Consider the following 13699-nt stretch of genomic DNA (forward strand, 5'->3'; position numbering starts at 1 on the left):
GACGGATAACTTTAGTGAATGTAATGTTTTATTTTTTGATAAGAATTAAGTATTTGAATAAAAAAACGGGAGCCATTGGCTCCCGTTTCTTAACTTACTTTAGCTCGCGATTGTAGCTTCTTAAAACTATAGCTTCTTAGAGATAAGCGCAGAGCCAGCAATAATACCAATACCTAGTAGCATGATTGCACCTTTACCGCTGTCGAAGCCAGAAGAGATACCCATGAATGCAACGATTGCGATAGCTACTGGGATGATGTACTTAACTAGCGTGTACCATAGACCGAATAGTGGGAAAGATACTTCACCATCGTTAGTGATTTCTTTCTCTAGGTCAGCACGGTTTAGTCTCCAACCAGCGAAGATACATACCAACATACCGCCAACCGCTAGGAAAATCTTATCCGTTAGTAGGTCGAAAATGTCGAACGCGCCAGTATCAAACAGTGTTGGACCGAAGCCGCCAAGTGATAGAGAAGCGAAGATACATAGAATCGCCATTACAACACTTGCAGACAGTACCGCTGTTACACGCTTCATGCCTTTCTCATCGATTAGGTAAGAAACCACAACTTCAAGTAGAGATACTGAAGATGTTAGTGCCGCAACACTCAAACCAACGAAGAACATAAGAGCAAATAGAAGACCAACTACGCCGCCCATTTCAGCGAATAGCTGAGGAACAACAACGAATACTAAACCAGGGCCCGCTGCAGGTTCCATACCGAACGCGAACATTGCAGGGAACATTGCAACACCAGCTAGAATAGCAACACCAGTATCCATTGCGGTTACCATTGCTGTTGTCTGAACTAGGTTCTCTTTCTTCTTAAGGTAAGAACCGTATGTCATCATACAACCCATACCAAGACTTAGAGAGAAGAATGCTTGACCTAGAGCGGCTAGGATTACATTGCTGTCTACTTTAGAGAAGTCAGGACTGAATAGGAACTCAAGACCAGCCATCGCGCCCGGAAGCATAATGCCTTTGATTGATACTACAATAAGGATAATGAAAAGAAGCGGCATCAGGATCTTACCTGCTTTCTCAATACCACCAGAGATACCTTTCATAACGATAACAACGTTAAGTAGTAGGTATAAGCCCATCCACATTAGTGGTTGAACTGGGTTTGAGATAAAGCCACCAAAGCTATCACCAATTGCTTCTGGTGCGTCTAGAAGACCACCTGCAATTTTACCGATGTATGCGATTGACCAACCGCCTACTACTGGGTAGAAACCCATGATAAGTAGACCACTGAATACGCCGATAACGCCAGCGAACGTCCAACGACGGTCAGTTGTTTTAAATGCACCTACTGCTGATTTTTGCGTATGACGGCCAATCGCAAATTCAGTCAGCATGACACTGAAACCAATAAAAATTACAAAAAACAGGTAAATGGCAACGAATGCACCACCGCCACTTTCGCCTGCTGTGTATGGGAATTTCCAAATGTTACCTAAGCCAACAGCAGAACCTGCTGCAGCCATTACGAATCCTAACTTCGAACCCCAGGTATCGCGGGGTGTTGTGGTTGTATTACTAGTAGCCACGTGTACTCCAAACTTTTGTGTTATGTGATGTTGTGTTTTGCTTTGGGTGGCGTCTTTAAAAGGAAGGTGTATAAATAAATTTACACACCTAAAAGATTTGATTGACGCTCGTTGTCTAGCAAGTAAACCAGTTTAAGAATAAAATTGGAAGAGCATACCGTACAAATTTCGTTAAAGATGTAAATTTTTATGGTTAAATGCCGACTTTTCATACAAAACAATCGTTTTCTTCTTAAGTTGACCAAAAATTAACAACTTTAACCTATTTACATCTTTTGCTCTATTTTGTAAATAGTTGATTCCTTAAATTCCCATATCCGTTAAATAGCATTACTATCTAAGTGTCTCTTTTTTCGAGTATTCAATGTGGATAAGCTTTATCATTTTTTAACTTTGGCCTCTGTTGTTTTGTACTGGGTTCTCGTAGCCGGTGTGACGTTTCGTGTTGTACTAAAACGACGCTCTGTCAGCGTTTCTCTTGCTTGGCTAATGGTTATCTACATTATCCCGATTGTTGGTGTAGCTTGTTACTTCCTTTTTGGTGAGCTAAACCTAGGCAGAAAAAGGGCTGAACGCGCTCATCGTATGTTTACCCCTTTCGGCGACTGGTTCCGTCAATTGAATGATTGCCAACTTCACCAACCAGGGAAAGTCGGCTCCCCTATCCATAAGATTGACGAGCTTTGTAACAATCGAATGGGCATCCCTGCACTCAGTGGAAACACTCTATCGCTGCAATCTTCACCAAACGAGATCCTACACGCAATTATCGAAGATATAGAAAATGCACAAACCAGTATCAAGATGGTTTTCTATATTTGGCATCCAGGTGGCCTGACCGATTCGGTTGCCTCTGCGCTGATTCGCGCTGCAAAACGTGGCGTAGATGTTAAAGTTTTGCTCGATTCAGCCGGTAGCCCTCGCTTTTTCAAAAGCCACTGGCAGTCAATGATGAAGGACGCAGGCGTTCAAGTCGTACAAGCACTAGAAGTGAGCCCATGGCGTATTTTCTTACGTCGCCTAGATTTAAGACAACACCGCAAAATCATTGTGATTGACGAGACTATCGCCTATACGGGTTCAATGAACATGGTTGACCCGGCTCACTTCAAACAAAACTCAGGCGTTGGTCAATGGATTGATGTAATGGTCAGAGTGACTGGGCCAACCGTTAATGTGTTATCCGCTATTCACGGCTGGGATTGGGAAGTTGAGACTGGTGAACGCATTCTCCCTGATATACCTGAATGCCCAGTTGAAGAAATCATGACACAACATCCGGTTCAAGTAGTGCCGTCTGGCCCTGGCATGCCGGAATATTTGATCTTACAAGTACTGACCATCGCCATCAATCAAGCGAATCATTCTGTACGTATTACTACACCTTATTTTGTGCCAAGTGCTGACTTACTCGAAACACTTAAGATGACAGCTCAACGCGGCGTAACTGTAGAACTGATCATTCCACACAATAACGATTCACTAATGGTTAAATGGGCTTCTCGTGCGTTTTATACCGAGTTGCTTGAAGCTGGCGTAAAGATCTATGAATTTTACGGTGGCCTTCTTCATACCAAATCGGTAGTGATCGATGAAGAGTTTTGCTTGATCGGAACCGTCAATATCGACATGCGCAGTTTGTGGCTCAACTTTGAAGTGACTCTGGCTGTGGATGATGTGCATTTCACGCAAAAACTGTCTGAGCTGCAGAAATCTTATATCGCTTCATCCCACTCTGTAGAGTTAGAACAGTGGGAGCAAAGAAACCTTAGTAATCGCTTCTTTGAGAGGCTGTTCTACTTGTTCAACCCACTCCTATAATTCCAGCAATGAGTCGATTATGGCTCGTTGTTTCCCCATCGATCATTTTTAACCTTTCACTGTTAACTGAGTGAAAGGTTAAAAATCGTAAGAAAAGCGCAAAAATCCCCGCTCCGCTCTTGCTTTGAACACTCTTGGCATGTTTTAAATAGGACATAACCGATTGATAAGGAATTCACAGCATGTCCGAGAACAAAACCACTAAACTTATCACTGCCGGTCGTGATAAGAAGTGGACCAATGGTGTTGTTAACCCACCAGTACAACGCGCTTCAACTGTCGTATTTAACTCAGTAGAAGAGAAGCGTAAAGCTACGATTAACCGCGCTAACAAGACCCTTTTTTACGGACGTCGTGGAACCAACACTCATTTTGCCTTCCAAGATGCGATGGTTGAAGTAGAAGGCGGCGCGGGTTGTGCACTGTACCCGTGTGGTACAGCGGCAATTTCGAATGCCATTCTCTCTTTTGTAGAAACAGGTGATCATATTTTAATGGTTGACACCTGCTACGAACCTACTCGTGATTTCTGTGACACCATCATGAAAAAGATGGGGGTAGAGACAACTTACTACGAGCCAACGATTGGTGAAGGTATCCAAGACCTTATCAAGCCAAACACTAAGGTGCTGTTTACTGAGTCTCCAGGCTCTGTCACCATGGAAGTGCAGGATATTCCAACACTAGCGCGTATCGCTCATGAACATGACATCATCGTTATGCTAGACAATACTTGGGCGGCTGGCGTGAACTTCTCACCGTTTGATTTTGGTGTTGATATCTCGATTCAAGCAGCGACCAAATACATCGTGGGTCACTCTGATGTGATGCTAGGTACGGCAGTCGCCAATGAGAAATGCTGGGATCAACTAAGAGAGCAAAGTTACTTAATGGGGCAATGTGTCTCACCTGATGATGCTTATTTAGGGCTTCGCGGCATTCGTACTCTTGATGTGCGTCTACGCCAACACGCAGAAAGCAGCTTGAAGGTCGCAAAATGGTTAGAGACTCGTCTTGAAGTTAACCACGTTCGTCACCCTGCTCTTGAGTCTTGCCCAGGCCATGAATTCTTCAAACGAGATTTTACTGGCGGTAATGGCTTGTTCTCTTTTGTACTAAACAACTCTAATATCAAAGCGACGACAGCGTTACTTGATGGAATGACACATTTTAGTATGGGTTACTCTTGGGGTGGATTTGAAAGTTTGATTCTAGCTAACGAACCAAGCAGTTTTGACAGCTTGAGAACTGTTGCCAATCCTAATTTCGAAGGTACCTTGATACGTGTTCATATTGGGTTAGAAGATGTTGATGACCTGATTGCTGATCTAGAGGCGGGATTAGAACGTTATAGCGCTCTGATTTAATCTGAGACGATAGGTCTAATATGCAAAAAAGGCAGGATATTCCTGCCTTTTTCTGTTTAAAGCATAACTCAAAATACTCATATTCAGATACTTCAGCTCATAATACAAACCGCTCATAGTCCAGAAGCTTTCAAAGCCAATATTGAACCTTAAAGCACATCCACTTAAAGATCTCAGAGCGATGAAAAAATGGCTATGAATTTTTCAATTTCTAAGTGATTGTTCCGCTGAAATAAATAACACTTTATTTGTGTGGGCAACCGACTAAATGATCATTGACCATACCTGTTGCTTGCATAAATGCGTAACAGATTGTTTCTCCTACAAACTTAAAGCCTCTCTTCTTCAAAAACTTACTCATCGCTTTAGATTGCTCGGTAGAAGCGGGAACTTGAGACATCTCAGTCCATTGATTCACGATCACTTCATTATCAACAAATTGCCATAAGGCATTAGAAAGAGAGCCGAACTCTTTCTGTAATTCAAGCGTTGCTCGTGCATTGTTGTATACCGAAGCAATCTTACCCCTGTGTTTAACCACATCGAAGTTTTCAATGATGTGCGGCACGTTGTCTTCATTCAGCTCAGCTAGCTTGTTTAGATCGTAATTATCGAACGCGGCACGATAGCCTTCACGCTTTTTAAGGATCGTAATCCAACTCAGACCTGCTTGAGCACCTTCTAAAGTAATGAACTCAAACAGAACTTGGTCATCATAAACAGGCACGCCCCACTCTGCATCGTGGTACTCCCTTTCAAGCTCATGTTTAAGCGCCCATGCACACGTTCTATCCACTGTATTAGCTTCCATTTCGATGGTCTCTTTTAGTAATCGTACATAAAAATAATGCCCCAATTAGGGGCATTATTTCAAAGGTCAGTTGACGTTAAGCCACTTCAATTTTATGGAACAAACGATACAGCACAGGCACTACGATTAGCGTGAGTACAGTCGCAAAGCCTAAACCAAACATGATGGTTACTGCCATTGGTTTGAAGAAGATATCCGGTAGTAGAGGGATCATACCTAGAATGGTGGTAATCGCCGCCATACATACCGGGCGAACACGACTCAGAGCCGCATCAACAACCGCTACATACGGATCTTTACCAGATTTCATCTCAATCTCAATTTGATCAAGTAGTACGATACCGTTCTTCAGAAGCATCCCAGATAGACTCAAGAAGCCCAACAGCGCCATAAAGCCGAATGGTGTATTCAAGGCTAGCAAGCCTGTCGTCACCCCTATCAACGCCAATGGAACCGTTAACCAAACGATCAGAGGCTCTTTCACCGAGTTAAACAAGAACACAGTGATTAAGAACATGAACAAGTAACCCAGAGGCATGGTTGTGAACAGTGACGCCTGTGCATCTGCTGACGACTCATATTCACCCCCCCATTCCAATGAGTAACCCGGAGGCATCTCAATCGCTTCAATCTGTGGTTGTAAGCGTTTCTGTAGAGTTGAGGCCGTCTCTTCACCCAATAGATCAGGATCCGCCATTACCGTTAGCATACGCTTACGGTTCTTACGGATGATCAGTGGATCTTCCCATTCTAGCTCGTAACCTAACGTTACTTGTTGAAGTGGGATGTACTCACTTAATGCTGGGCTCCAGATCTTCATGCCTTCGATGTTACGAATATCGACACGCTCGTCTTCAGGCAAACGAGCCACAATCGGCATTAACGTTGTACCATCACGATACACACCAATCGACTTACCAGAGAAAGACATTGCTAGGAAATCATCAACGTCAGATTTAGTAATACCATAACGACGCGCTTGGCTTTCATTGAACTGAGGCTCTAATACCTTAGTTCTTTCACGCCAATCGTGACGAACGTTAAATGCGCCTTCATCAGCACGCATGATGTCCATCACTTGTGCAGCGATTGAACGTAAAACCGTTGGATCAGAACCCACAATTCGCGCTTCAATTTTCGCACCGCCACCAGGACCTAATTCGATCTGTTTAAGCTTGTAGTCAATCTCTGGGAACTGACCATTTACATGTTCACGGAAGCGTTTCATTAGCCCTTCAAGTACTTCATAACTTTTCACACGAACCGTTATCTCACCGTAAGCGCTATAACTTTTCTCTGGCGCATAAGTCAGCATGAAACGTTGCAGGCCTTTACCCGCGGTTGTCGTGATATGTTCAACTTCGTCCTGCTCAGCTAGCCAACTCTCAAGCACTTTAAGCTTGGTATTGGTCGCTCGAATATCGGTACCTTCTGGCATCCACACATCCACTTGGAACATAGGTGTGGTTGAAGACGGGAAGAAGGCTTGCTTAACGAAACCAAAACCGTACACACTCGCGCCTAAACCAATAATCAGAACAAACATGGTTAACCAAGCACGCTTCATACAGAACTCAAGGAAGTTTTTGTAGATAACAAAAACCATCCCGTTGTATGGGTCCTTACCTTCGTTATCTGGATCGACCTTCTGACCTTTAAAGAACATGTCGGCAAAGAACGGCGTGAGCGAGATGGCAGTAAACCAACTCAGCATCAAGGAGATCAGTAGCACCGTGAACAAGGTGCCACAGTATTCGCCTGTTGAGTCTTCAGATAAACCAATTGGAGCAAACGCAGTCACCGCAATAACCGTCGCACCAAGCAGCGGCCATTTGGTTTGGGTTACGATATCGGTGGCGGCCTGCATCCGGGTTCGCCCCTTCTGCGTGCCGATCAATATCCCTTCCACCACCACAATGGCATTATCCACCAGCATCCCCAAGGCGATAACCAACGCGCCCAGTGAAATACGTTGTAGGTCGATCTTGAAGTACTGCATGAAAATGAATGTACCGAATACGGTCAATAGCAGTATCAAACCAATCAATAGGCCCGATCTTAGTCCCATGAAGAACAGTAACACCACGATTACGATCGCAACCGCCTGCCCTAAACTCACCACAAATCCGCTTACCGACTTGTTCACCTCTTTAGGTTGGTTATAAACCTCGGAGATGTCGATACCGACGGGTTGTTGATATTTAAGCTCGGCGAGTCTTCGATCAAAGTCTTCACCCACTGCGACCACGTTCACGCCTTGCGCAAAAGAGACACCCAGGTTAAGCGCGAGTTCGCCGTTATAACCAATGATGTTACTCGGTACCTCAACGTAACCACGGGTTACATTCGCCACATCTTTTAGATAGATAAGCCCTTGAGCGCCACCTTCCGTAAGAATCAAATCTCCAAGCTGTTCAACGTTTTGGAACTCACCCGTTGGATGGATTCGAATATATTCATCACCAATCCTTACCGCTCCTGCACTTGATACAATATTTTGAGTCGATAAAAGGTTAAATACCGTGCTTGGAGACAGACCCAGAGAGCTTATCCGTTTCATCGATATCTCAATGAACACTTGCTCTTGTTGTTGGCCGGAAACGGAGACTTTACTGACCCCATCAACCAACTCTAGCTCTCGCCTTAGGTAATCAATGTAATCCAGCAGCTCTTTGTAGCTATAGCCATCCCCCGTCACCGCCAGCAAAATACCGTAAACGTCACCGAAATCATCGATGACTTGAGGATCATTGACGCCGGGTGGCAGTTCAACCTTGAGATCATTCACTTTTCGGCGAAGTTCATCCCATATTTGCGGAAGATCATCTGGGCCGTAGTTGTTCTTCATCGTCACCGTTACCTGTGATAGGCCGCGGCTAGAGATAGAGTTCACTTCGTCCACATAGGTAAGTTGTTGAATCGCTTTTTCTAGTGGGTAAGTAACTTCTTCTTCAACTTGTTGAGGTGTGGCCCCTGGGTAAGAGGTCACAACCATCGCATCTTTGATGGTAAAGGCAGGATCTTCTAAACGACCCAAGCCGAAAAAGGCAGAGACACCACCAATAAGAAAGATCAGAGATAGCATCCAGCTAATGACTTTGTTACGTATAAAGTAAGAAGCAACACCTGTGATCTGATCATCACCCTGTTGATCGTCATTTTGGGGCTTGTTATTTACTTCACTCATTGTTCGTCTCCTGAGACAATACTTCCACTGTCATCCCATCTCGCAATCGCGATACGCCTGCAACAACGACATGCTGCCCCATTTCTAATCCTTTCATGATCTGCAATGTTTTCTGATTGGCTTTTCCTATTACGACTTGCTGTTTTGAGACGGTACTGTCGTCATTAAGCACCCATACATAAGAGTTCTGGCGCGTTAAATCATCGCCATCCGCATTAAACACAGCTTCGATTGGGATAAGTACCCCAGCTTTTAACTCCAAGCCGATATCTCGCCCATTTGACGTCACCTCAACGGCCATACCATCCAGAATCAAATCATCTTCCGGCATAGGTAGAGCAAGCGTCACCGTGAACGTGCCCGTGCTTGGGTCAGGTTCAGTGGTAAACTCCTTAATAGCCGCCGTGTATTCATTGCCACTGGGTACTCTTACCACAGCCTCAACATTCGATAACAGCTGTTCGCTAGGCTGATTCACGTAAATCTGGTCAGGCAGTTGGATAACAACCTCAACATCCTCGACACTGTGAATGTTCACGACCTGCTGGCCTACCTGAATATTTTCATATTGATCGACACTGACACGAGAAATGATCCCATCAACAGGAGCACGAAGCTTAGTGAACGACAAGCGCAGTTTTGCGAGTTCCAGCTCGGCATAAGCGATCTGGCGTTGAGCAGCAATTTCATCAAACTGTGACTTCGCCAATAAGCCTTTCTTCACTAGCGGACTTGAACGTCTGTATTGGCTGTTAATTACCGTGTAACGCGCCTGAGCATTGTCGACATCCAGTTGATAATCGGTAGGGTCAAGCTCTGCAATGATGTCTCCTTGTGAAACACGCTCACCTTCTTTCACATCAAGCTTATTGATTTCACCAGCGACTCGAAAGCTGAGATGAGCCTTCTCGGCAGCGTTTGCAACCGCTGGGAAATAGAGTTTGTCGCTAAAGTCGATGACTGAAATCTCGATAGCTTTAACCAAGGGCGTGTTATTCACTTCTACAACTTGTTTATCTTCACAAGCCGTAAGTAAAGCCAAACACGACAGTCCAGCGGCCACTTTAAGTGTTTTCATGTTATAGCCCCCTTTCCTTGATCCACTCTCGAACTTTAACGCCCGGTTCAAGACCATTAACACCAGAAGTTACGATGCGATCACCATCGTTCAACCCTGAAACAATATGGCGCTTTTCATCGATGATGATTGCGACATTTTCAACAATACCGTCGCTATTCACGCGCCACACAGAGACATCATCGCCATCAGTCATCATTGCTGATGTGGGAATTTTTGTGGCGGCTGCTAACGCTGAAACTAAATGAACTGTGCCTGACATACCCGGCAAAATACCAACATCGGTGGGTCTTTCCATTACCATGGTGACTTTGTACGACCCGGTTTTGGGATCCGCTTCAGTATCAACTTCTTGGAATGCTAAAGCGTAGGAGCTACCAGGGAAAGCATCAAAAACCATGGTTGCATCCGTCTCAAACCCTGAAGAAAAGCGCGTGATAAGTTGGTCGGGTAATAAGAATACGACTTTGAGGATTTGATTCGTTTGAATATTCATCACGCCTTGTTTAGCCGCAATGTATTCATGGTTTTCAGCAGGAATGATGGAAATGGTTCCGTCATACGGCGCAACCAAAGTGGTGTAGCGAAGATTCGCGTTAGCTTGATTAAGCACCGCGCGAGCTGAATTGTGGTTCGCTTTCGCTTGGTCGAAATCTTGCTCTGATACCACACGATCTTTACGAAGTTTGATCGCACGTTGATATTGAACATCGGCTAGCTGAAAATTCGCTTTTGCTTGCTTCTCGAGTAGTTGATATTCATCGGGATTTAACTTAGCAAGCTCGTCGCCTTTAGACACGTGCTGCCCAGCGGTCACATCGATGCTCTGCAATAACCCAGGAACACGGAATGCGAGTACCGCTCTGTCACCAGCTTCTGTGGTGGCTGGAAAGCTACGTTCAAAAGCATTACTACCGACGGAGACAGTGAAGAGTTTGGCGGGTCTAGAATCAGGTTCAGGTACGGGAGGAAGCTCCTTACCACACCCAGACAACCCAGCTAAGGCTGTCAATAGGACAACGGAGGCTCTATACATTAGTGATCATCCATAACTATAAATATTTTTATAACATAGATTAATTACATGTAACTTACCAGTTATCGTAAGATTTATTTAGACAAAATTATTAAAAAAAATAACGGCTTGGAATAAATTTTCCTAAACCGTTATCTAATGTTTTTCAGGTTTACCACTACATGTTCTTAAATGCGCGGTCGACTTTGAAAGTATCCGAAGTCACATAAGCTTCCATATTGCGGACACTGGTCTCTAATTTCTGGAAATCACCCTCTAAAGTGCCCAGTAACGACTCTGCGGTTTGCCCTTTTTCCCAAGGTTTTTGCTTGAGCGTGTGCTCTTGTTTGGCCTTCATCTGATCGACATACTGAGGTGGTTGTTTTTCAAGCATAAATGTCAAAGCTACATACGCTAATAACACCAAAAAGCTACCACCAAGCAGTGCCGCCGAGATAACCAAGATGCGAACCAACCACACTTCAAGGCCAAAGTAGTTCGCTAACCCTGCACACACTCCAGACAACTTACCGTTAATAGGATCGCGATACAGTTCTCTACTCATAGTTTCGTCTCCAGTTAGGTGACTCCGCATCCAGTATTTTTTCTAGCGTTTTCACTCGATCTTGCATCGATTCAGCTTGAGCAGAAAGCTTGTGCAAACGCTGAAGATCCGTTTCTGAAAGACCATTACTGGATTTCTTCTTGCTGCGGTAATGTAAGAACAACCATAGCGGTGCCACGAAGATTAAAAAGACAATCAGTGGGCCTGCAATTAGAAATGTTGACATAGACAACTCCTAAAATTATTTATCGCGGTTTTCAACTTGTTGCTTCAGTTTCGCCAGCTCTTTTTCAATTTCATCTTGAGCTTGTAGATCTGCAAATTCTTGGTCTAACGATTTTGCGTTACCTGTTTTGGCGTAAACATCTGCTTCAGCTTCTAATTCATCCACTTTACGCGAGAATTGCTCAAACTTCGCCATTGCTTCGTGGGTTTTGCTTGAATGCAGATGCTTTTGAACATCACGACGATTGCTTGCCGCATTATTACGAATCATTAATGCTTGCTGCTTCGCACGTGTTTCTGCGATTTTGGTTTCAAGCTTGCCAATCTCACTGGTCAGCTTTTCGATGGTTTCGTGAACCAAGGTTTGCTCTGTGTGAAGGCTTTTGATTATATCTTCAAGTTTTTGCTTTTCTATTAGCGCCGCTCTAGCTAAGTCTTCACGTTGTTTAGTTAGTGCTAGTGTCGCTTTATTTTGCCAATCTAGAATCTGAGTTTCGATAGCTTCAACTTTACGCGCTAACTCTTTTTTATCTGCGATAGCTTTAGCGGAGTTAGTGCGAACCTCAACCAGCGTATCTTCCATTTCTTGGATAATCAGGCGAATCATCTTTTCAGGATCTTCAGCCTTGTCTAAAAGTGCACTGATGTTCGAATTTACAATGTCTGCAAAGCGAGAAAAAATACCCATGAGGAACTCCTTAATTACAATGATGGCAAATGTGCTTTAAAGCGTTATTCGATTTCTCAATCCACTTGCTCAAAAATTTACGTTTGTTGTTAAACCTACCATAAGCAATCCAAGTAACGTGCCAACTTTTAAGCCATTTATTATCAGATACTTACAATAAAATGGTGATTAACCCGAACCATGCTATGATGAATTTAGCCAAGTATTGGTATTTTTCACCACTACGACTCTTATACTTAAGCTATTTACATGATGTGATTTAAATAAAGCCCTCTAAATCACATCCATCGGCGCTCAAATCACACAAGGACCCGCTATGCAGCAGAACCTCATTGGTGAATCACCCAGTTTTCTCTCCGTTTTAGATAAAGTGTCCCAACTCGCACCAATCGAAAGACCGATTCTGATCATTGGAGAGCGTGGTACGGGTAAAGAGTTGATCGCACAAAGACTGCATTACCTTTCAAGACGTTGGGATCAACCTTTGATCTCATTGAACTGCTCAACCCTCAGTGAAGGTTTGATTGATTCTGAGTTGTTTGGTCATGAATCGGGGTCCTTTACGGGTTCGAAAGGTCGTCATCAGGGTCGATTTGAAAGAGCGGAAGGTGGAACACTGTTTCTTGATGAGCTCGCGACCACGCCCCTAGCCGTTCAAGAGAAGCTATTGCGCGTTATTGAATACGGGCAGTATGAACGTGTCGGCGGACAAAAAGCTTTAAGTGCCAACGTCAGACTGGTGTGTGCGACCAACGCTGACTTGCCAGACATGGCATTAAGGGGCGAATTCAGAGCCGACTTATTGGACAGGCTCGCGTTTGACGTGATTACTATACCCCCTCTTCGAGAGCGAAAAGAAGACATCACGCTGCTGGCAGAATACTACGCCATTAAGATGTGCCGTGAATTAGAATTGGAGTTGTTTGTTGGCTTTGCTCCGTCTGCCGTTGAGGCGCTGCTGGATTATTCATGGCCGGGGAATGTGCGAGAACTCAAGAACGTTATTGAGCGCGCAGTCTACCAGCACGGTAAAGACCCATATCCTATTGAATCTTTGGTGTTTAACCCATTCAAACCCGCATGGAAAATAGATCAAGATTCCACGCATGAAATTGGCAATGCGCCGTCCAACAGCCATACTTCATCAGAGAGCTTGTTTTCTTTGCCGCTTGATTACAAAGCATGGCAAGAACAACAAGACATCAAGCTGCTCAATCAAGCCCTAAAGCAGAGCAAGTACAACCAGAAACAAGCAGCAGAATTACTTGGATTAACCTACAACCAATTACGTGGAATGGTGAGGAAGTACGCGATTGTCGGACAAGCTAACGATAAATAGCTGTCCACGCTTGATTATTATTTGGAGCCGAATAAATAAAATG

The 13699-nt window shown here is 44.2% G+C and carries 11 protein-coding genes; 3 read left to right on the top strand and 8 right to left on the bottom strand.

Going from position 1 to position 13699, the window contains the following annotated elements; all coding sequences use genetic code 11:
* Nucleotides 1-126: 126 nt before the first annotated feature.
* Nucleotides 127-1560, bottom strand: a complete 1434-nt coding sequence (locus AB4623_RS16770; protein ID WP_050546918.1) for a sodium-dependent transporter — start codon at nucleotides 1558-1560, stop codon at nucleotides 127-129.
* Nucleotides 1561-1926: 366 nt separating this feature from the next.
* On the opposite strand from AB4623_RS16770, the gene cls reads away from it, so the two are divergent.
* Nucleotides 1927-3381 (top strand): cardiolipin synthase, encoded by a 1455-nt coding sequence (gene cls / locus AB4623_RS16775; RefSeq protein WP_372146904.1) that lies wholly within the window; start codon nucleotides 1927-1929, stop codon nucleotides 3379-3381.
* A 182-nt stretch (nucleotides 3382-3563) separates the two neighbouring features.
* Nucleotides 3564-4748 carry a cystathionine beta-lyase gene (locus tag AB4623_RS16780; RefSeq protein ID WP_372146906.1) on the top strand — a complete coding sequence of 395 codons (1185 nt, stop codon included), beginning with the start codon at nucleotides 3564-3566 and terminating at the stop codon, nucleotides 4746-4748.
* Between the two features lie 244 nt (nucleotides 4749-4992).
* Here AB4623_RS16780 and AB4623_RS16785 read toward each other — a convergent pair whose 3' ends face one another.
* The 7 genes from AB4623_RS16785 to pspA all read right to left on the bottom strand — a co-directional run bounded on the left by AB4623_RS16785 (nucleotide 4993) and on the right by pspA (nucleotide 12317).
* On the bottom strand, nucleotides 4993-5559 hold the full coding sequence (locus tag AB4623_RS16785) for a DNA-3-methyladenine glycosylase I (RefSeq protein ID WP_017065337.1): 567 nt from the start codon (nucleotides 5557-5559) through the stop codon (nucleotides 4993-4995).
* 76 nt (nucleotides 5560-5635) lie between these two features.
* Complete coding sequence (locus AB4623_RS16790; protein ID WP_017060313.1) at nucleotides 5636-8746, bottom strand: efflux RND transporter permease subunit; 3111 nt, start codon at nucleotides 8744-8746, stop codon at nucleotides 5636-5638.
* Nucleotides 8739-9824 carry an efflux RND transporter periplasmic adaptor subunit gene (locus tag AB4623_RS16795; RefSeq protein ID WP_029222096.1) on the bottom strand — a complete coding sequence of 362 codons (1086 nt, stop codon included), beginning with the start codon at nucleotides 9822-9824 and terminating at the stop codon, nucleotides 8739-8741. The genes AB4623_RS16790 and AB4623_RS16795 overlap by 8 nt, the downstream gene beginning before the upstream one ends.
* A 1-nt stretch (nucleotide 9825) precedes the next feature.
* Complete coding sequence (locus AB4623_RS16800; RefSeq protein ID WP_102429172.1) at nucleotides 9826-10860, bottom strand: efflux RND transporter periplasmic adaptor subunit; 1035 nt, start codon at nucleotides 10858-10860, stop codon at nucleotides 9826-9828.
* A 157-nt stretch (nucleotides 10861-11017) separates the two neighbouring features.
* The gene (gene pspC, locus AB4623_RS16805) at nucleotides 11018-11404 is read right to left on the bottom strand and encodes an envelope stress response membrane protein PspC (RefSeq protein WP_029222097.1); all 387 of its coding nucleotides are present in this window, start codon (nucleotides 11402-11404) and stop codon (nucleotides 11018-11020) included.
* Entirely contained in the window at nucleotides 11397-11630 is a 234-nt protein-coding gene (gene pspB / locus AB4623_RS16810; RefSeq protein ID WP_004734605.1) for an envelope stress response membrane protein PspB, read from the bottom strand. The genes pspC and pspB overlap by 8 nt, the downstream gene beginning before the upstream one ends.
* A gap of 15 nt (nucleotides 11631-11645) precedes the next feature.
* Nucleotides 11646-12317 (bottom strand): phage shock protein PspA, encoded by a 672-nt coding sequence (gene pspA / locus AB4623_RS16815; RefSeq protein WP_004734604.1) that lies wholly within the window; start codon nucleotides 12315-12317, stop codon nucleotides 11646-11648.
* A 316-nt stretch (nucleotides 12318-12633) separates the two neighbouring features.
* Between pspA and pspF the strand changes: the two genes are divergently transcribed.
* Nucleotides 12634-13656: a phage shock protein operon transcriptional activator gene (pspF, locus tag AB4623_RS16820; protein WP_065583878.1), complete on the top strand. Its 1023-nt coding sequence runs from the start codon at nucleotides 12634-12636 to the stop codon at nucleotides 13654-13656.
* Nucleotides 13657-13699 lie beyond the last annotated feature (43 nt).

Source organism: Vibrio sp. 10N.222.52.C12, from assembly GCF_041474215.1.
GTDB lineage: Bacteria > Pseudomonadota > Gammaproteobacteria > Enterobacterales > Vibrionaceae > Vibrio > Vibrio crassostreae_C.